Annotated in this window: 14 protein-coding genes; 4 read left to right on the top strand and 10 right to left on the bottom strand. The window is 46.0% G+C overall.

The annotated features are described in order from the left end of the window. Positions 1–224: 224 nt before the first annotated feature. The 4 genes from R7P35_RS00615 to R7P35_RS00600 all read right to left on the bottom strand — a co-directional run bounded on the left by R7P35_RS00615 (position 225) and on the right by R7P35_RS00600 (position 4963). Complete coding sequence (locus tag R7P35_RS00615; protein ID WP_054574871.1) at positions 225–1838, bottom strand: alpha-amylase family glycosyl hydrolase; 1614 nt, start codon at positions 1836–1838, stop codon at positions 225–227. A gap of 120 nt (positions 1839–1958) precedes the next feature. Then, positions 1959–2465, bottom strand: a complete 507-nt coding sequence (locus R7P35_RS00610; protein WP_005374788.1) for a hypothetical protein — start codon at positions 2463–2465, stop codon at positions 1959–1961. 316 nt (positions 2466–2781) lie between these two features. Next, positions 2782–3591 carry a MalM family protein gene (locus tag R7P35_RS00605; RefSeq protein ID WP_005374786.1) on the bottom strand — a complete coding sequence of 270 codons (810 nt, stop codon included), beginning with the start codon at positions 3589–3591 and terminating at the stop codon, positions 2782–2784. A gap of 100 nt (positions 3592–3691) precedes the next feature. Further along, positions 3692–4963 (bottom strand): maltoporin, encoded by a 1272-nt coding sequence (locus R7P35_RS00600; protein ID WP_005374784.1) that lies wholly within the window; start codon positions 4961–4963, stop codon positions 3692–3694. A gap of 446 nt (positions 4964–5409) precedes the next feature. Here R7P35_RS00600 and glgX point away from each other — a divergent pair, with 446 nt between their 5' ends. Continuing rightward, on the top strand, positions 5410–7401 hold the full coding sequence (gene glgX / locus R7P35_RS00595; protein ID WP_318091557.1) for a glycogen debranching protein GlgX: 1992 nt from the start codon (positions 5410–5412) through the stop codon (positions 7399–7401). Between the two features lie 78 nt (positions 7402–7479). Here glgX and R7P35_RS00590 read toward each other — a convergent pair whose 3' ends face one another. Then, positions 7480–8850, bottom strand: a complete 1371-nt coding sequence (locus R7P35_RS00590) for an L-serine ammonia-lyase (protein ID WP_005383410.1) — start codon at positions 8848–8850, stop codon at positions 7480–7482. Positions 8851–8861: 11 nt separating this feature from the next. Then, complete coding sequence (locus R7P35_RS00585; RefSeq protein ID WP_005374777.1) at positions 8862–10403, bottom strand: sodium:solute symporter; 1542 nt, start codon at positions 10401–10403, stop codon at positions 8862–8864. A 339-nt stretch (positions 10404–10742) separates the two neighbouring features. Here R7P35_RS00585 and R7P35_RS00580 point away from each other — a divergent pair, with 339 nt between their 5' ends. The 3 genes from R7P35_RS00580 to R7P35_RS00570 all read left to right on the top strand — a co-directional run bounded on the left by R7P35_RS00580 (position 10743) and on the right by R7P35_RS00570 (position 14419). After that, positions 10743–12038: an MFS transporter gene (locus R7P35_RS00580; RefSeq protein WP_017634479.1), complete on the top strand. Its 1296-nt coding sequence runs from the start codon at positions 10743–10745 to the stop codon at positions 12036–12038. A gap of 101 nt (positions 12039–12139) precedes the next feature. After that, on the top strand, positions 12140–13156 hold the full coding sequence (locus R7P35_RS00575) for a nuclear transport factor 2 family protein (RefSeq protein ID WP_005374772.1): 1017 nt from the start codon (positions 12140–12142) through the stop codon (positions 13154–13156). A 177-nt stretch (positions 13157–13333) separates the two neighbouring features. Then, positions 13334–14419, top strand: coding sequence for a porin (locus R7P35_RS00570; RefSeq protein WP_318091780.1), 1086 nt, complete (start codon positions 13334–13336; stop codon positions 14417–14419). 69 nt (positions 14420–14488) lie between these two features. Here R7P35_RS00570 and R7P35_RS00565 read toward each other — a convergent pair whose 3' ends face one another. The 4 genes from R7P35_RS00565 to hisD all read right to left on the bottom strand — a co-directional run bounded on the left by R7P35_RS00565 (position 14489) and on the right by hisD (position 18320). After that, entirely contained in the window at positions 14489–15202 is a 714-nt protein-coding gene (locus R7P35_RS00565) for an alpha/beta fold hydrolase (protein WP_054574867.1), read from the bottom strand. 1 nt (position 15203) lies between these two features. Beyond that, entirely contained in the window at positions 15204–16208 is a 1005-nt protein-coding gene (locus tag R7P35_RS00560; protein ID WP_005374765.1) for a cupin, read from the bottom strand. Between the two features lie 83 nt (positions 16209–16291). Then, the gene (locus R7P35_RS00555) at positions 16292–17026 is read right to left on the bottom strand and encodes an SDR family NAD(P)-dependent oxidoreductase (RefSeq protein ID WP_258493993.1); all 735 of its coding nucleotides are present in this window, start codon (positions 17024–17026) and stop codon (positions 16292–16294) included. A 1-nt stretch (position 17027) separates the two neighbouring features. After that, a complete protein-coding gene (gene hisD / locus R7P35_RS00550) occupies positions 17028–18320 on the bottom strand; it encodes a histidinol dehydrogenase (RefSeq protein WP_005374756.1) in 1293 nt (430 codons plus the stop codon). Positions 18321–18580: the final 260 nt, after the last annotated feature.

Below are 18580 nucleotides of genomic sequence, written 5' to 3'. Positions count from 1 at the left end.
TTAATGTGCAGCTTATCTCACAAATATCCATCTGCTGAAAACAAACGCCAATACAAAAAGCGAAGCAACTTGTTGGCTACATCGTCGCAAAACCATTAAGGGAAAAGTAAAACAGACAGAAAAAAGCCAAGTGTGCGCCTATGGGGGTCAGCAACAACACTTGGCTTGTTTATAAGAAAGCTTGTGGTCAGCTCAACTGGTGAGCATCAATTCTGAATAATTCCTTAAGGTTTTACCGCAAAGAATCGTCCTTGTAGTGGCGACATCAGAATCTGATATTGACCATTACTCGGAGTAATTTTTTCATTCGTGAGCAAATCCACCAACTCACCAGTACCAACACTCTCCTGAGTAAGAGTGACGCTTCTAGCGCTCTCTAAGGTATTTAGCGCAAACAAGACTTTGTCCGAACCAGATTGTTTCAAATCCACATAACTGCCGTTACTCGCAACTAAATTCGTGCGTGACCCCTGATAAAGTGCAGGATGCGCATCGCGCATTGTCATCAGCGATGTCACATAAGATTTGAGATCGGCTTGGTTTGCATCAAGCGTCGCCGTCACGCCTTCAATTTTCGCACTGCTGCGCGCAACGTGATCATCGCACAAACCTTGAATGGCGCAGGTGCTGTTGTCTTCTTTTACGGCAAAACCATCCACTTGATCCCCGATTTCATCACCGTAGTACAACGTGATTGGCCCTGTGTACGCCGCTTGGAAAGCAAACGCGGCTTTATGGCGTAACCAATATTCTGCATCATTCATATCCGCCAAGTTTCCGCGCTGTAACAAGTCACCAAAGCGCACTAAATCATGGTTGCCGATCATCAAATTCGGCTGCGCATGTGTTGGATATTGGTTGTGTGTGCTGTAGCCGTTGTCTAACCAATCCGCACCGCGACCACCCACGCCGCTCTCATTCACGGCCAAAGTTTCAACGATGCGATATCGCATAGGGAAGTCAAACGCAGAGCACAATGCTGGATCGCTGTTCGATCCATACGCCTCATTCGCGATTTCAGACTCCCCTTTCCAAATCTCTGCCACCATGTAACCCAACGGATTCACTTGTTCGCCTTTGCTATTGGTGTACGTCACACTTTGTGAGGCTTCATCGACGGCTTTACGAAGTTGTGTCCAAGCGTCTGTCGGAACTTGATAGGCTTGATCTAAACGCCAGCCGTCAATCTTCAGTTCTTTGATCCAATACGTTGCCACTTCTTTGTAGAAATCGAGACTGGCCGGGTAATCAACGGGATTGCTCGATCCCGATGGCAACAAACCGGAAGGAGATGGTTTGATCAAACCATCTTTGTGATGACCAAATACACCATCAAAAAACACGTATAAGCCGCGTTTGTGTGCTTCCTCGACCAAGGTTCTCGCCGTTTCTAAATCACCAAAACGTGGATCAATGGTGAAGTAATCCGTTGCAAAGTAGCCCGTGGCATCCAGACGATCGGCCCAGTGTTCTTGGCCCGCTATCGCTTCCGATTCAAATACTGGCGTCAACCAAATCGCGTTCATCCCTAAATCTTGGATGTAATCGAGTGAATCAATCACTCCTTGCAAATCGCCGTTATGATGGCTGGTGCCATAACCTGTACCGTGACCAATGTTCGCATCACCATCCACAAAACTCTCTACCATGATTTGATAAGTACGAAGTTGGTTACTTTGCGCCATGACATTGGCTTGGCAAGCATAACTGGTATCCGGTAGCGGAGTGCTGCTATTAGTGTCGCCACCACCAGAAGAATTACACGCAGATAAAGCACCAATCACACTTAACGCAAGCAACGATCGAGACAGGCGATGGTTACGTAGGATATTAAGCATTTTATTCTCCCTAACTTACTCAAATAAACTACGGAAATTTGAGTAATAAAATTAACCCCGACATGTGTTTCATGCAGGGGTTAATAAATAAAAATAGATTTTAAATAATTGAATTGAATATTATTGGCACTTATTTACCATGACATGAACAGGTTTGCCTTTTCCTTCAAACTGAAGACTCCATACATATTTACCATCTTCTTTAATATCAACCGAAGTATCCGTACCGTAACCACCAAATGTTAATGGTGTTAATTCACCAACGTTCATTCTATTACCTTTTGCGGTAAATTGTGGGAACCACAACTCGGTCGCATACTGCATTTTGTAGGAGCCTACTTTTTCTTGAACCACGGCTTGGTAGAAATTATTCCCTTTGTAGGTGTATTGACGCTGAGGCACGTGTTTCCAATCGGAATCCGCAAAAGTACCCACCACAAATAGTGGTTTAGAAATAGGTCCTTTCGCTGTGCTATCTGGGTTGTCACACGCTTTCATGAAAGCAACCACTTCGTCTTGAGACATATTAACAACAGGCTCTGCGGCCGCTTCTGGTTCTGCAGTCGATTGACAACCCACTAAGGCAACAAGTAGAGCAGCAGCAAGAGAGGTCTTCATCATGTTCATTTCACGTAATTCCTTTTTAGTATATCCAAAGCAAAATAAACTCAACGGTTAAAAGAAATATTAATCGTTATTAAAATGGAAATATCAAACGCCAAATAAATATCGTCAGATTGTGAATTTAAATCACTTCGAGAAGTTTGTTTATTTCCTAAGTACACAAAATAAATTAGGAACTGCCATTAATTATTGATCCAACCTATATAAAAAACAAAGTAATAAAAATAATTATGTGAATAAGGTAACTCTATGTAGGGGTATTTTTATTGGTTTATTTTCTATGAAAAAGGTCAGCATTTCGCTGACCTTTTTTATCTGATTATTTTCTATTTACGGCTTTCACAAACACTTGTTGCGCACCTTCGATACCCAGTTCTTTTGCTTCATCAAGCAAAGTGAGCGCTTTCGGAATATCATTCGCTGCGACTGCTGCTTCAATTGAGCTGTAGTAGTAGCTAGTAAGGTCCGTACCTTGGGGAATGTTATCGTTTTTCGCAACAATCTTAGTATTCACAATATCATTCGCGGATACCGAAAAGCGGAACTGACCAAGTGGGCTATGTTTCGCTAGAGGGTCTGCAATATCTGGCGGCTGAGTGTGGCGCGCCATGGCGAAGGCTTTTGCAGGGTGTAAAACTTGTGTACTTCCTTTTAGATCGGCGGAAGTCGTGTAAACCAACACATGCAGATCGTTACCTGTCATGTCTGGAATCACATTGAGATCAAGTACGAATTTATCATTGTCCAACAGTTTTGCTGGTTCGTACTTAAACTTTGAAAAATCTGCTTGGTAAATGGTTTCTCCTGCCGAGTTCATCACTGCAACATTAGGAGCATAAAATTGAAGTTCTTTACTTACGAATGTCTCTAATTTGATATCGAGACTGCCACGGTTACCTGGAAGAGCAAACGCTGCAATAGCGCCAGCACTGTTACCATCCAACAACATTTGGCTTTTATCAGTCAAAGCGAATTCAGTAACCACAGGCACGTTAAGCGGTACCCATTGAATATCACCCGATTGCGTGATCACTTGTTGCTGACCTTTTGGACTCATCTCTACTTGTTCTACAGACGCACAACCAGTAGCCAACATGCCCAGCAGTACGGGAGCAAGCCATTTTTTCATTACTGTCTACCTCGACTCTTTATTGTTTTTTAAATAAATACAGCCAGATAAGTTCTGGCTGTATCATTCTAGGACAATTTAGGACTTAGTGGTTAGATGATTACCACCAAGCTTCAGCTTGTACACCGAACTGGAACGTATCGTCTGAACGACCGTTGTCAAATGTGTTTGAGTTGTCTTCTTTGTCAGCCGTTAGGTAAGAAGCGTAAACACGGATTTCAGGACGAGCCCAGAAGCTAGAGCCAGCAGACCATGCTTGAGCAACAGTTAGCTTACCGTATTTGTTTTCTTCGCCGTCGTTATCGTCGATAGCGTAACCAGCTTCGAAAATAGTTTTGTGGTTGTCATCCCATTTGTACATTGGACGAACAACAACAGACATTGTTTCCCACTTGTCTTGGCCAGCCCACATGTCTTCACCAACACCGTACACTAACTGGTGACCCATTTCCCAGCTGTCGCCCATGCCGATTACACCCCAGTTGATTAGGCGGTAACCAGATGCACCGTTGTCAGCTTCTGCGCCGTACCAGCTACCGTCGCCGTAGAATGCCATTGTTTTTGAGTAACCTTCAGTACCGTACTGAAGCACTGTTTTGTTGAAACCAGCGTCTAGACCTTGAGTCAATTCTGCTGTGAACATTACGCCGTTTTTCGCATCTTTAGTGCCGTTTGGCGCAGCGTCAGTTTCGTTAAGAATTGCGTAGTTCAAGCCCATTTCTAGAGAGCCGTTGTCCCATAGAGGAAGACCTGCGTAACGTACGTCTAGAGTGTTTACGTTTGTTGCGCCGCCATCGTTGCCTGGGTCTGCGATATCGCCGCGGTCGTTACGAACCCAAGCGAAAGAAACTTTACCAGGACCAGCTTCGATACCTTCAACACCAGCGCCCGCGCCAGAGATGTTCCAGTAGTAGAAGTCAGAGATATGAATGTCGTGACGTTGGTAGTAGCGTTTACCTGCCCAAAGCGTTGCTTCAGGAGCAAAGTTTAGTAGGCCTTTAGCTTGAACGTTGAACTGACGTAGTGCGAATTGTGCATCGTCTACACATTTCACTTCGCCGTTATCCAAACCACAGTTAGCAGAAGTGCTTTCCCAGTCGTTTGAACCGTTAGAAGTCATTGCAACCATAGAGTCTACGTAGAACGTTTTGCCGTTGTTGTTGTAAACTTCTTTACCTAGTTGAATCTCGCCGTAGATATCGCTTTCATTACCTAGACGACCGATCTTGTTCTTTTCGAATGTTAATTGTTGACCACCGTCAGCGTTCACGCCAACGCCAGCACGCATGTAACCGTGGAAATCCACTGCGAATGCAGAACCAGCAGCTAAAGTTGCAGCTACAGCAGCAGCAATTGCACTTACTTTTTTCATTCTTAACTCCATTAAGGGTATTTATAATTCTGTCTTCCCTGCTCACTCTTTTAGGTGAATATAGGCAGTAAAAACACACCTAAAGAAAGAGAGGTAAGATGGGAACGAATCCCCGTTTGTTTCAACAGTTGTGAGATTACCCGAGGCGTACAAGGATGACTTCCTCCGCCCTAAACTAATTTAAGGGGGATGAGAAGGGAGTAGAAAATTTACCGAATGGTGTTTTTTCGAGTCAGATCACCAATCTAGGGAGGAATTAGTAAGTTTGTTCGGTTTTGAGCCGCTACAAAGTGATAGCCATTTCATATTTTTGACTCTAAGCCGTCACATAAAGTAATTAAATTACACGAATATTTTTATATTTAGGGTGGTTGACCTTAGTAAGACAAAGTTTTTAACTTATAGTTTCCTAAAGGTAGCAATAAATATTAAATAAAGTATCTCCGATGACACGACTTCTCTCTCGCCCCTACCCGCTGGGCGCAACATTGAATAAAGAAGGCTGCAACTTCTCTATTCATGCTCCGGGCGTAAAAGACATTCAACTGGCATTGTTTGCAGACGATGGCAGCTACGAGCTTCACGGTTTACCGAATGAATACGCTGGCATACGTCATACTTTTATTCCAGATATTAAGCCGGGGCAAAAATACGGTTACCTTGTCTCCCACAAGGACGAGCCACTGTTAATTTCTGATCCGTACGCAAAATCAATAGATAAAGCCCTCCACTATCATCCTCCCTACTCTCCAGCCAAAAGTTTCGATATGCCGAAGTGCGTCGTTATCGAAGATGATTTTGATTGGCAAAACACGGATCACCCGCGTATACCCAGAGAAGAGATGGTGTTGTTTGAGACGCACGTCAAAGGGCTTACCCAACGCCACCCAGAGGTTGAGGACAAGCTGAGGGGGCGCTATTTAGGTCTTGCATCACCTGAAATGCTGGCCTTTTACAAACAGCAAAACATCAACACGCTGCAATTGCTACCTGTCGCAGCATGCATGCATGAGCCTCATCTACTAGAGATGGAAAAGGTCAATTATTGGGGATACAACCCTTATCTCTTTATGGTGCCCGATCCGCGCTACGCAGAACAAGACGCCGTTACGGAATTAAAAACAACAATTCGCGAATTGCATAAAAACGGCATTGAGGTGATTCTCGACGTGGTTTACAACCACACTGCTGAAGGTGGTGAAGGGCCTACAATTTTCAACCTGAAGGCCCTCGATTCCTGTTTTTACATCAAACATGGCAACCACTTCGCCAATTACACTGGCTGCGGAAATACAGTGGATCTCACCTACCAACCAGCCTTAAACCTTGTGATGGATACATTGCGCTACTGGGTTAGCGAATTTAAAGTCGATGGCTTCCGTTTTGACTTGGCTGCAACGTTAGGTCGACAGGGCGATGATTACAACCCAGAAGCAGCTTTCTTTAAAGCCGTTGCGCAAGACCCAATTTTGCGTGAAACCAAATTGATTGCCGAACCTTGGGATATTGGTCCAAATGGCTACCAAGTGGGTAACTTTCCATTTGGTTGGAACGAATGTAATGACAAACTGCGTGATATTTCCCGCAGTTTTTGGCGCGGTGATCAAGGCTATTTAAAAGAGTTTGCCACTCGATTAATGGGCTCTCGTGACATTTATAGTGCAGCGAACTGGCCATACAAACTCACCGTAAATTACATCACGTATCACGATGGCTTCACACTGCAAGATTTAGTGTCTTACAAGCACAAACATAACGAAGCCAATGGCGAAGAAAATCGCGACGGTCACGGTGACAATCGTTCAGAAAACTACGGTGTTGAAGGCGAGACGGAAAATCTGATGATTATCGCCACGCGTGAAAAGCAAAAACGCAACCTTATTGCTAGCTTGCTGTTTGCCTTCGGTATCCCACACATTCTCACTGCTGATGTTCTGTCTCACACCCAAGGCGGTAACAATAATGCCTATTGCCAAGATAACGAAACCAGTTGGCTGAACTGGGAAGAGACAGAACGTAAGCAACATTTCAAAGCATGGATGTCACAAATGGTCGCCAACCGAAATCAATACATGTTGCCATTTATCCGAGCTTTCAGTGGCGAGAATCGCAATAACAACCGTATTTTCTGGCGCCGTACAGACGGTCGCTTAATGGAGCACGATGATTGGAACCGTTTAAGCTCTGTCGCACTTCACCTTGGTATCGGTAAAGAAGGGCAAGAGCTGGTCTACCTCATCAACCAAACTAACGCCACAGCTCGCTTTAAGCTCCCCAATGAGCGAAAGCAAGAATGGGTGACGATCTGTGATACAAACGTACGTAATCTCAACCCAGGACATGCTGAAGGCGAAGTCTTGCTGTCACCCACCTCGATGGTGATTTTGCACTATCAACCAAACCAAAGCACACCAAAAGGTGAGCAAACGCATAGCTAAGTTATAAACGCTCCAAAAAAGGAAAGCCGATGCATCTCAGTGCTTCGGCTTTTTTGTTGGTTAGATGTGCCTAACTCATTATTCGCAAGGCGGCGCTAGGTGAATCAAAGCTAACCCACCCAGTGACGTCTCGCGGTATTTCTTGTTCATGTCCTTGCCCGTTTGGTACATGGTTTCAATCACCTTATCCAACGAGATCAAACATTTACTATTACGCTTTAATGCCATGCGAGAAGCATTGATCGCTTTCATTGCACCCATCGCATTACGCTCAATACACGGAACTTGCACTAAGCCCCCAATTGGGTCACAAGTCATGCCTAGTGAGTGCTCCATCGCAATCTCAGCCGCAATACAAATTTGCTCATTGCTGCCACCACGCAGCGCGGTCAAGCCAGCTGCCGCCATGGAAGAAGACACGCCAACTTCGCCCTGACAACCCACTTCGGCACCCGAGATAGACGCATTAGTTTTGTACAAAATGCCAATCGCACCGGATACAGCAAGGAAGTCTTTAAGCTGTTTAGTATCGAGCTCTTTGATGAAGCGATGGTAGTACATCAATACCGCTGGAATCACACCCGCCGCACCATTGGTTGGCGACGTTACGACTTGTCCACCAGCCGCGTTTTCTTCACTCACAGCAAAAGCAAACAGGTTAATCCAATCCATGATTTCCATTGGATCGTTTTCAATTGCTGCATTTGCTTCAAGCTTCTTCAGCAAGTTAGGCGCACGGCGGGTCACGTTCAAGCCGCCGTCCAAGATACCTTCTGTCTCGAAACCACGCTCCATGCAACGCGTCATCACACGCCAGATCTGTTCTGCGCGTTGATTAATGGCTTCCATATCCTGAAATGCTTGTTCGTTTTTCAGAATCATGCCGCCGAGGCTCATGCCATTCTTCTCAGCCTGTGCCAACATTTCGTCTGCACTGGAGAATGGGAACTCTACTTCTACGGGTGCAGTCGCACTGCCATTTTGCAGTTCATCCGCCGTTGCGATGAAACCACCACCGATAGAGTAGTAAGTTTCAAACCCAACCTGATTGCCGTGCGCATCTAACGCAGTAATCGTCATTCCATTCTCATGCAGAGGAAGGTTCTCTTCATGGAACAACATGTCCGTTTTGTAGTTGAATTCGATTTCATGACGGCCATCGACAGACATCATGCCCTCTTCAATCGCCTTGCGCATCGCTTTATTCGCAGAAGCGATTTTGATGGTATCTGGTTTGTTACCCAACAGACCCAAAATGGTTGCACGGTCAGTATGGTGACCAATCCCCGTTAACGAGAGTGAGCCGTATAAATCGACCTGAATACGAACCACTTTTGCCAAGTTCGATTCAATCAAACGAGTGAAGTGGTAACCCGCGATCATTGGACCATTGGTGTGAGAGCTAGAAGGGCCCACACCAATCTTGTAAATATCAAAGATGGACAGCATAAACTTACCTATTACGACAATGCAGCATAAAGCCAATCAGGGAGAACCATACAAGCAGCGATGGTCGCCACAGCGAACACCAACAATCCGTAATGGCTTGCGGTTGGCTTTGCAAAAAGATGTTTTTGATTATTGATAAAGATTTGTTGCTCGGCAGTCACCGCGCCCCAACGACGACTCACTAACACACCAAACAAAAGGAAGACGAACGTACCAATTGGCGCGAACCACGGCCAAGCCACGTCGAGATACATCGCAGTAAATACCGCAATCACACTCATGATACTGCCAACGATCACGCCTTTCTCATTGGCTTTCGCCCAGAATAAACCAAGCACGAATGAACCCAATCGGATACCAACGAAGATAGAAGTCAGGCTAGCGATGGTTTTGAGTACCGATTCATTCGATACCGCGAGAAGAGCTGGCACTACCACCATGGCCGCAGCGAGCAAACTCATCTTTCTCGCGACTTTTTCGTAGTGCTCATCATCGGCACTTTTGCGAACGAAACGCTTGTAGATATCGAACGTTGCGACGGTCGCCATTGAGTTGTAGGTCGAATCCAGCGTCGACATTGCGGCGGCCGCCAATGCGGAAATGATCAAACCAACGACGATTGGGTTAGTGTGGTTGAAGACGAAATCCAAAATCACTTCATTGCTGTTTTCAAACGATTGATCTTGATAGAAAACACTTAGAAGAACACCGAGTACCGCGAAGAACAAGTACACGAAAAACGCACCGTAACCACACAACAGCATCGATTTCTGCGCGGTCTTTTCACATCTCGTCGCTAACGTGCGTTGGATGATCAATTGGTTGGTGCCGTACACACTCAAATGCAAAAAGCTCACAGCAACCACGCCAGCCCATAGTGTGGTATCTACACCCAAATCAAAGTCTAAGTTGATGATATTCAGGTGATCACGAGAAAGGTAATCTGCCGCATTAATCTCTGTCATTAGAATGGCAAAGATAGCGATGCTGCCCGCAACCAATACTGCAGATTGCAACATATCGGTCCAGATAACCGTGGAAATCCCGCCCGCATAGGTATAGCAAGCGGTGAAAATACTAATGTAGATAATGGCTTCAGAAATACTGATAGGCAGAACTTGCACTAAGATCAGCGCCACGGCATACAAAATCACACCCGCAGAGATACATTGAACCACAATGAACACAATCGAGTTGATGGTTCTTGCGTACACCCCAAAGCGGTGCTCAAGGTATTCATAAATCGAAGTCAGACCCAGCTTATAAAAGACAGGCACAAAGAAAATAACAGTGAAAAAGATAACGATGGGATAGTTAAGGTGAATACTCATCGCTTCCATGCCAGAGCTATAAACCCAACCAGGCATCCCTACAAACGTCATCGCACTAATGTAAGTCGCAAGTATCGAAACACCTGCCGTAAACCAGCCAAATTGCTTTCCACCCGTAGAAAAGTCGCCACCATTGCTGTAGCGCTTATTCACTAAATAGCTGATTAATATAGTGATTAACACGTATAACGCAATCACCACAAAACTTGAGTACGTAACCATTTCAGGGTTTCCATAATTCTGGGTGCTAATTATTTGTGCTTGGATATTACTTTAAAAAAGCATATCTAAACGATAATCCCACCATAAATGTGACTACAATCACCAATATAGACGGTTATATATTCAAAAATGCCAAAAAGACCGATTTAATGAGACTCCCATCACTAAAAACCACTAATTGGGTACGCATTCATTTTAAAATTGATATTGATCACGGATCTAATGACCTTAAAAAAACTATGATTCACACCGACACGAAATCGAAGATGATCCAAATAAGATCGTGTTCATTGAGTTTGAATAGCAACAAATCCTAAGTGAAATAGAGGTTTATCGGTCATGAATGCCAAAAGACACATGAGCGAAGTTCCTATGATTCAAAGGGTAGCTGCCTATCTAGCGATACTGGTTGGTTACTTTTTCTATTGTTATAACTTTGTAATTATTGACTACGTACGCCCATACATCGTTGAAGCGTATGATGGTATTAGCCTGTCAGACACTGCCCAGTTCTATACATGGCAGTCGGTTGGTGCACTTATCGGTGCATTGAGCTGTGCTTGGTTCGCAACAAAATTTGGTAAGAAATCCACTCTTATTACCATCACAGCCCTAAACGGTGGCGCAACGATCATCAATATGATGTTCACCGACTACACAACATGGGCAGCAATGCGTTTCATCATTGGTTTGTCACTGGGTGGTTACTTCACCGTGGCAGTAAGCTTGATGATCGGCCTATTTACGCCAACGGTACGTGGTAAGTTGACGGCATTCGCGTCTTCTATGTTCTCTGTAGCACTGATGGTAATGGGTGCGTATGCAGCATTTATTGCAAGCATCGATGCACCATGGGAAAGCCTAATGCTTGTTGGTGGTATCCCACCATTGGCAGCCGCTGTGGTCATGATCTTTGTACTACCTAGCGACAGCAAAGTAATTGCTTACGGTGAAGAAGAGCAAGCAAAAGCAGAAGAATCAAATGCACCAGCGAAAAAAGGCTCTTGGGGCGAAATGCTAAGCAAGCCTTACCGTAAGATCACACTAACGTGTCTATTACTGGCTGGCCTTAACTTCTACGGTTTCCAATTCTTTGGTGGCTTCGTAACCACATACCTACGTGATGTACGTATGTTCGACGGTGCAACCATCGGTCTCATCTTCTCTATCTCAGCGTTTGGTTCACTGTTTGGTGCGTGGTTCTGGGGTTGGGTAGCTGACAAATTCGGTCGTAAGGTGAACGCATTTGGCTTCATCCTAGCGGGCATCATGGTTTCAATCTTCTTTGTTGCACCTGGCGACATGGTGATTGGCGGCCTAAACATGCTGGCTCTACTTGGTCTGATTTACAACTTCGGCCTGTCTTCTTCAGCGGTATGGGGTGGTTACTTCTCAGAACTGTTCCCAGCACACCTACGTAGCTACGGCGCGGCGCTATTCCACGGTGGTCGTATCCTCGGTATGTGGGCACCAATGGTACTTATCTTCATCCAAGAGCGTACCGACCTACAAACCGCAATGTGGGGTTCACCAATCGTATGGATCCTTGCTGGTCTTCTATGGCTATCACTGCCAGAGACACTAAAAGGCGGCGTGTTCGATAAGAGCAAAAAAGCCGAAGCAGCAAAAGCGTAACTGAATTTCAAAAACTCCGGCTGGCTCCCCGGCCGGATGAAAAAACTTAATTTCGAGTCCTGTTCCCAAAGCCGACTCGACAGCAAATAAGAGAGTTTATTATGTCTAAATATCAAGAAGCGAAACGCGTTGTACGTGAATACTTCAGCGCAATGGAAAACGCAACTCACGAGAACGTGGCAGAAGTACTAAAAGCACACACTTCAGAAGATTACCTATGGCGTGGTGTTTACCCATTCCGTGAGCAACAAGGCGCTCAAGCAGCGGCTGACGTTTTCTGGGCTCCTTTGATGAAATCAATGACTCGCATGCAGCGTCGTCAAGACATCTTCATCGGTGGTGAGAACGAAGTAACATCAGGTGAAATCTGGGTAATGAGCATGGGTCACTTCATGGGTCTATTCGACGCTGAATACCTAGGCATGCGCCCAACTGGCAAAATCATGAACATCCGTTACGCAGAATTTAACTGTGTTGAAAACGGCAAGATCACTAAGACTGGCCTATTCTTAGACCTTCTAGGCGCGATGGACCAAGCGGGTTGTTACCCACTACCACCATCAACAGGTAAGCACTTCGTATACCCTGGCCCTCGTAACCACGACGGTCTACTGTTCGAAGACGCAGCACCAGAAGAAGGCGTAGCAACACTAGCACTAGTGAACAAGATGGTTGATGACCTATCTGCACTAAACGACAGTGGCGCTATGGGTTGCCCACCAGAAGTTCTTGAGAAGAGCTGGTCTAAAGACATGATCTGGTACGGTCCATGTGGTATCGGTGCGTCTTACACAATCCCTCGTTACCAACAGCAGCACCAATTGCCGTTCCGTAACAACCTGAAAGACAAGAAGTTTAACGGCCACGTATGTCGTTTCGCAGAAGGTAACTTCTCTTGTTTCTTCGGCTGGCCAAACCTATCTAACACGCCTATCGGTGGTTTCCTAGGTATGACAGGTGGTGAAGTACGTGCAGACATGCAAGTGGTTGATGTTTACTACCGTGACGGCGACAAGCTATCTGAGAACTGGGTACTGATCGACCTTCCTTACTGGCTAAAACAGCAAGGTCTAGACGTGTTCGAGCGTACTCAACAGATCCTAAACCCTTCTCTATAAGAAGTCCTAGGGGCGGGTTGTCAACCCGCCTTTATGTTGCCTGAATCCCCTCTCGGTTCAGGTGACATGCTCCCAACTCGTGCCTCAAGGATGGGGCACAACCTCAAGATAGAACCCTTATTCAAAACGGGCATGAACGCACGGTGGCTTTCTGCGCCCTGAATAATGAGATTGATGATGAAAAAGTCGACCCTTTCTGCAGTGATTTTAGCAGCGCTTACTTCTAGCTCAGCCTTTGCTGCACACACTTTTGTTAATGACGCTGGCGACAGCCTAACCATCGATGGCCGTTTCGATCTTCGCTACCAAGACCGTGGCGGTGATGACAACGGCGAATGGAACAGCGGCAGCTCACGTTTCGGTTTGAAAAGCCAAATGGGTCTGGATAACGGCTGGACTGGTTTCGGTCACGCGGAATGGGGCTACAACTCTGGCGCGAACGGCGACAACATTTACGACCGCTTGCTATACGCAGGTGTTGATCACGAAAAATATGGCAAGATTGCTGCGGGTACTAAGCAGTGGTCTACCTTCTACGACGTAGCATGGTACACCGATTTAGGTCGTGTATTCGGTACTCGTGGCTCAGGTGTTTACAACCTAGCTGACTGGGGTATCGCATCCGGTGCTGGTCGTGCAGAAAACTCAATCACGTACCGTAATTCAATCAATGAAAAAGTGAGCTACGGCTTTACTTACCAAACCACGCGTGAAGATGTTGCTCTAGCAAGCAATGCGACAGCCTCATTGAAAAACGGCATGGGTGCGTCTATCACTTACAAACCGGTTGATGGCGTAACACTTGGTGCGGCTTACCATCAAAATGAAGTTGCGGATCTAGACGCAAGCGTGGTTGGCGTAGAAAACGGCGACAACATGCGCATCATGCTATTGGGCGCAAACTACAGCAACGGTGGCTTCTACGCGGGTGCGACTTTCCACGTTGGCGAAAACTGGGAAGCAGTGAGCCAAGGCGGTACGGACGTAATGTTCGATACCCTAGGTGGCGAAATCTACACTTACTACCACTTCGATAACGGCCTACGCCCAACGTTGAACTACAACTACATGGAAGATCGCGGTGACGAGACACAAGGCTACGAGCGTAACTTGCTGATTCCTGGTCTTGAATACCACTTCCAGAAGAACAAATTCCTAGTTTGGACTGAATACCAGTTCGACCTAGGTAAAGATCAGTACGATGGCAGCAAATTCGAAAACCGTGATGATCAATTCGCGGCAGGTATTCGCTACTACTTCTGATAATACTCATCGCTCACCACCTATACCCAAGTAACCTTAAGGTGGTGAGTAATGAAGTTCTTATCAACACTAAGCAAAGTTATCTTGAAGCCAAGTAGTCATCACTTCACTAATAATTAAAGGCTGCTCAAGCGTAGATAGATGCCCACACTCAGGGATAACATGAAGCGTGACGTTTGGGATGCATCTCTCCATTAGCAGATGATTGTCTAGCGGACAAAGCTTATCTTCTTTACCTGTTATCACCAACGTAGGAGCTTGAATGTCCGCCAATAAAGGTCGAGCATCCGGGCGAGTTGCTAACGCTTTAGCATGTGCTTCAAATGCCTCCAAACCTACATTGACCGCCATGCCTTCTATACGCTCAGTTAACGCTTTGTCTTGCAAACGGCTTGGATGAATCAGCACAGGCATCAGAGTGTCAGGCGTAATGCGTTCAAACTCACCATTTAATGCCTGATTAACCAGTGCATCACGCTTTTGTGTCACCTCTGGCTTTTCATCTGCTGCATTGGTATCCATGAGGATCAAGCCTTTGACTCTGTTTGGCGCTTGACGGTACACCTCAAAGGCAAGAATCCCACCCATTGATAAGCCACCCAAGACAAACTCCTGCGGTGCGTCTTGCAACACTTTCTGCGCCAGCTGTTCCATTGACGGCAATGAGGCCAGCGTCGGGCATGAAGGCTCAACCCAACTTGGCAACGCTCGGTTGACTTCCTCAAACAATGTGCCATCACAAAGTAGTCCGGGTAGCCAAACTAACGAGGTGGGTTGCGTCATTTTATTCTCCTGCAAGCGGCTTTGGTTGATCAGACCCAAGAATGCAATACGTCAAACTATTACCACGCAAGTTCGTCAGTGAATAAGACGCACCTTCTGGAACATTCAGCACATCACCGCGCGTTAAAACAACACTCGCTTGTTCGCCTTGATGCGTGAGGACCACTTCAGTATCGCCATCAAAGTTGATAAGCACTTGTTTTTCTTCTCGGCAGTGTTGAGGAATCGAGCCACCTTCAGAAAGCTCATAAGCCATGATGCTCACTTCATCTTCACTCTTTACTTGGAAGTCATAACTCGCCAAAGGATGACCCGTTAAGGCGTATTGTTTCACGTTGCTTCCGCCGAAATCGCCTTTGATTTCACGATAATCTTTTTGCAGAGCGACAAATGGCATCATCTCTTCTGCGGTGTAGGTATCGAAGGTCGCGAGCTCTTCTTCGGTAAGCAGCGGCATCAATTCTGATTCTTGTGGCACCGGGTCGCCATTAATGGTGTCCACGAGTGTGCCATCGGCTTTGAGGTATAAACCATAACCTTGACTGTCTTTAATAACGTTTGGATGCCAAATAACGCCGCCACCTGAATCGTCGCCGCCAAGTACCGAGAACATAAAGCCGTAATCGCGGCCAACCACTTCAAATCCACGGAAGAGATTGGTTGGAATCGAGATGACATCACCGTGAGACAACACCGCCTCATGCTCTCCATCGTTCCCCCAATAAAAACGGAACTGACCTTTGAACACCAAGAAAAGCTCGGCGGTACGATGAGAGTGCAACGAATTTTTGATGCCCGGCGGTTGGCCTGCGGCACCAATATTAAAGCCCGCCGTATCGCGAATATGAACATGCTGACGACTGCTCTCTGCCACCCCAGCACCGATAATGCAGAAGTTATCTTTGAGGTCACTGCCTGGCGTGCGCGCATCAATAAACGCACTCGTACCCGGAATCAGTTCCATATAGCGGACCAGATTATTATTCATTTTAGATTGTAGAGTCATTGTAAATCCTTGTTGTCCTTGTTTGGACCTAGCCTTTGAATTGTTAGTTACAAGCCTAAAGTTAGTTACAGACCGAAAGTGTGTTACAGACCTAAAGGTCGCCCACCATCAACCGCGATGGTATTGCCTGTCGAGAAGGTAAGAAGATCTGCCACGGCGTACACGGCTTGAGCGACTTCTTCATCATTGGCTAAACGCTTAAGCGGTGTGGATTGTTCTTGTTGATTACGCCATGCATCATCCAAGCCTTTGACAAACTCAGTGTCGACAAGCCCTGGAGCAACAGCCAGAACTCGAACCTCGGGAGACAGAGCGCGAGCTAAAGAACGGGTCATGTTCTCCGCGGCAGATTTACTTGCACAGTAAGCAATGTTGCTCCCCATCGCAGTCTGTGCCGCGATAGAAGTAATGTTCACCACACAACCATTGGCTTGCTTAAGCCAAGGCTCAAACGCTCGAACCATGGCAAAAGGCGCACGGACGTTCACTTGGAAAATTTGGTCAAACAGCTGGTCATCTAAACTTTGCAAATCAGAGTGCGCGACGAATTTCGTCATCCCCGCACAGTTGACCAACAAATCCAGCTTGTCGCTTATTTCACTGACTTGATGTTTAAGCTGTTCAATCGCACTAGAATCTGCCACGTTCAATTTGAATGCTAGATGCTCGTTACGTGGCAGCGAGGAAAGCACATCCTCGGCCGCTTTATGATTACTGTTGTAAGTCAGAATTACGCGATATCCCGATTCAGCTAGCTTGCGACAAATGGCGGCACCCAGTCCGCCACTGCCGCCTGTGACTAAGGCAAGTTTCGACATATTACGCCTCTTCTACTTTGCCTTTGTAACGGCGCACACGAATATCCGCTTGCTCTTTGTGGCCAGCAAAACCTTCGAGTGCACACAAGCGAGAGCAATACTCACCGACTTTGAGGGACGCAGCTTCCGTTACACGCTGGTAAGTACAGGTTTTGATAAATTTACCTACCCAAAGACCACCGGTGTATCGCGCCGCTTTCTTCGTTGGCAGTGTATGGTTGGTACCAATACATTTATCGCCGTAAGAAACGTTGGTTTCACGACCTAGGAACAAGGCACCGTAGTTGGTCATGTTATCTAGGAAGTATTTAGGATCTTCCGTCATCACTTGAACGTGTTCAGAAGCGATATCGTCTGCCACTTCCACCATTTCTTCGTAGCTATCACACACAATCACTTGTCCGTAATCTGCCCACGCTTTACCCGCGACTTCAGCCGTTGGGAGAATGGTTAACTGACGTTCGATCTCTTTAATGGTTTCTTGCGCAAATGTTTCGCTATTGGTCAACAATACAGCGGGAGAGTTGTAACCATGCTCAGCCTGACCAAGCAAATCTGCCGCTGCCAATTCTGGGTCACAGCCTTTCTCATCGGCAATGACTAGGGTTTCCGTTGGGCCTGCAAACAAATCGATACCGACGCGACCAAACAACTGACGTTTTGCCTCTGCTACAAATGCGTTACCCGGCCCTACAATCATATCGACCGGTGCAATAGTCTCCGTCCCCAGAGCCATTGCACCTACCGCCTGAACACCACCGAAGCAATAGATTTCATCCGCACCCGCCATTGCCATCGCAGCGACAATCGCCACATTCGGCTGGCCATTAAACGGTGGCGCACAAGCAATAACACGTTTTACGCCCGCGACTTTCGCCGTCAGTACACTCATGTGAGCGGATGCAACCAATGGGTATTTACCGCCAGGGATGTAACAACCCACGCTGTTGACTGGAATATTTTTATGCCCCAGTACCACACCAGGCATGGTTTCTACTTCGACGTCTTTCATTGAGTCACGTTGAATTTGAGCAAAGTTTCGAACTTGTTGCTGAGCGAACTCGATATCATGACGAGTCGATTCATCAAGCGCATCCACACAGGCTTGGATTTGCTCTTCTGACAGGCGGAATTGCTCCGGCGACCAGTTATCAAACTTTTCAGACAACTCACGTACAGCGCTATCACCTTTCGATTCAATATCAGCAAGAATGTTTTCAACAATCTGACGCACTTTTGCGTCGTTTGATGCTGATGCTTCTTCAGTGATTCCGTTTTTTAAAATGCGTGCCATTGGGTTTCTCCTTGAACATTGAGGCTGACGAACGGTTATTTTTATGCTTTTGGATACGAATGCAAAATCAGATTAAACACTTAATTAACATTTGACAAGTTAAGTCAACAAACCAAAAAAACCACCCTTAAGCCTTTGTATTGATTAATTTAAACAAATAAAAGTAAGTAATAAGGACCTTGATTGAGTTTAATTTTTAATCAAAAATGAGTTTTAGATCACATCATTTTTACTCATCATTTACATTTCACCGTGTTAGT

The organism is Vibrio sp. Vb0304, assembly GCF_033338995.1.
Classification (GTDB): Bacteria; Pseudomonadota; Gammaproteobacteria; order Enterobacterales; family Vibrionaceae; genus Vibrio; species Vibrio alginolyticus.
Note: the sequence above shows the minus strand (reverse complement) of the source record. Positions and strands in the feature narration are given on the sequence as shown.

What these genes read in the sequence shown, in the direction of transcription:
- R7P35_RS00615 (WP_054574871.1), bottom strand. Translation starts at nt 1,838, where the DNA reads ATGCTTAATATCCTACGTAACCATCGCCTGTCTCGATCGTTGCTTGCG.
- R7P35_RS00610 (WP_005374788.1), bottom strand. Translation starts at nt 2,465, where the DNA reads ATGAACATGATGAAGACCTCTCTTGCTGCTGCTCTACTTGTTGCCTTA.
- R7P35_RS00605 (WP_005374786.1), bottom strand. Translation starts at nt 3,591, where the DNA reads ATGAAAAAATGGCTTGCTCCCGTACTGCTGGGCATGTTGGCTACTGGT.
- R7P35_RS00600 (WP_005374784.1), bottom strand. Translation starts at nt 4,963, where the DNA reads ATGAAAAAAGTAAGTGCAATTGCTGCTGCTGTAGCTGCAACTTTAGCT.
- glgX (WP_318091557.1), top strand. Translation starts at nt 5,410, where the DNA reads ATGACACGACTTCTCTCTCGCCCCTACCCGCTGGGCGCAACATTGAAT.
- R7P35_RS00590 (WP_005383410.1), bottom strand. Translation starts at nt 8,850, where the DNA reads ATGCTGTCCATCTTTGATATTTACAAGATTGGTGTGGGCCCTTCTAGC.
- R7P35_RS00585 (WP_005374777.1), bottom strand. Translation starts at nt 10,403, where the DNA reads ATGGTTACGTACTCAAGTTTTGTGGTGATTGCGTTATACGTGTTAATC.
- R7P35_RS00580 (WP_017634479.1), top strand. Translation starts at nt 10,743, where the DNA reads ATGAATGCCAAAAGACACATGAGCGAAGTTCCTATGATTCAAAGGGTA.
- R7P35_RS00575 (WP_005374772.1), top strand. Translation starts at nt 12,140, where the DNA reads ATGTCTAAATATCAAGAAGCGAAACGCGTTGTACGTGAATACTTCAGC.
- R7P35_RS00570 (WP_318091780.1), top strand. Translation starts at nt 13,334, where the DNA reads ATGAAAAAGTCGACCCTTTCTGCAGTGATTTTAGCAGCGCTTACTTCT.
- R7P35_RS00565 (WP_054574867.1), bottom strand. Translation starts at nt 15,202, where the DNA reads ATGACGCAACCCACCTCGTTAGTTTGGCTACCCGGACTACTTTGTGAT.
- R7P35_RS00560 (WP_005374765.1), bottom strand. Translation starts at nt 16,208, where the DNA reads ATGACTCTACAATCTAAAATGAATAATAATCTGGTCCGCTATATGGAA.
- R7P35_RS00555 (WP_258493993.1), bottom strand. Translation starts at nt 17,026, where the DNA reads ATGTCGAAACTTGCCTTAGTCACAGGCGGCAGTGGCGGACTGGGTGCC.
- hisD (WP_005374756.1), bottom strand. Translation starts at nt 18,320, where the DNA reads ATGGCACGCATTTTAAAAAACGGAATCACTGAAGAAGCATCAGCATCA.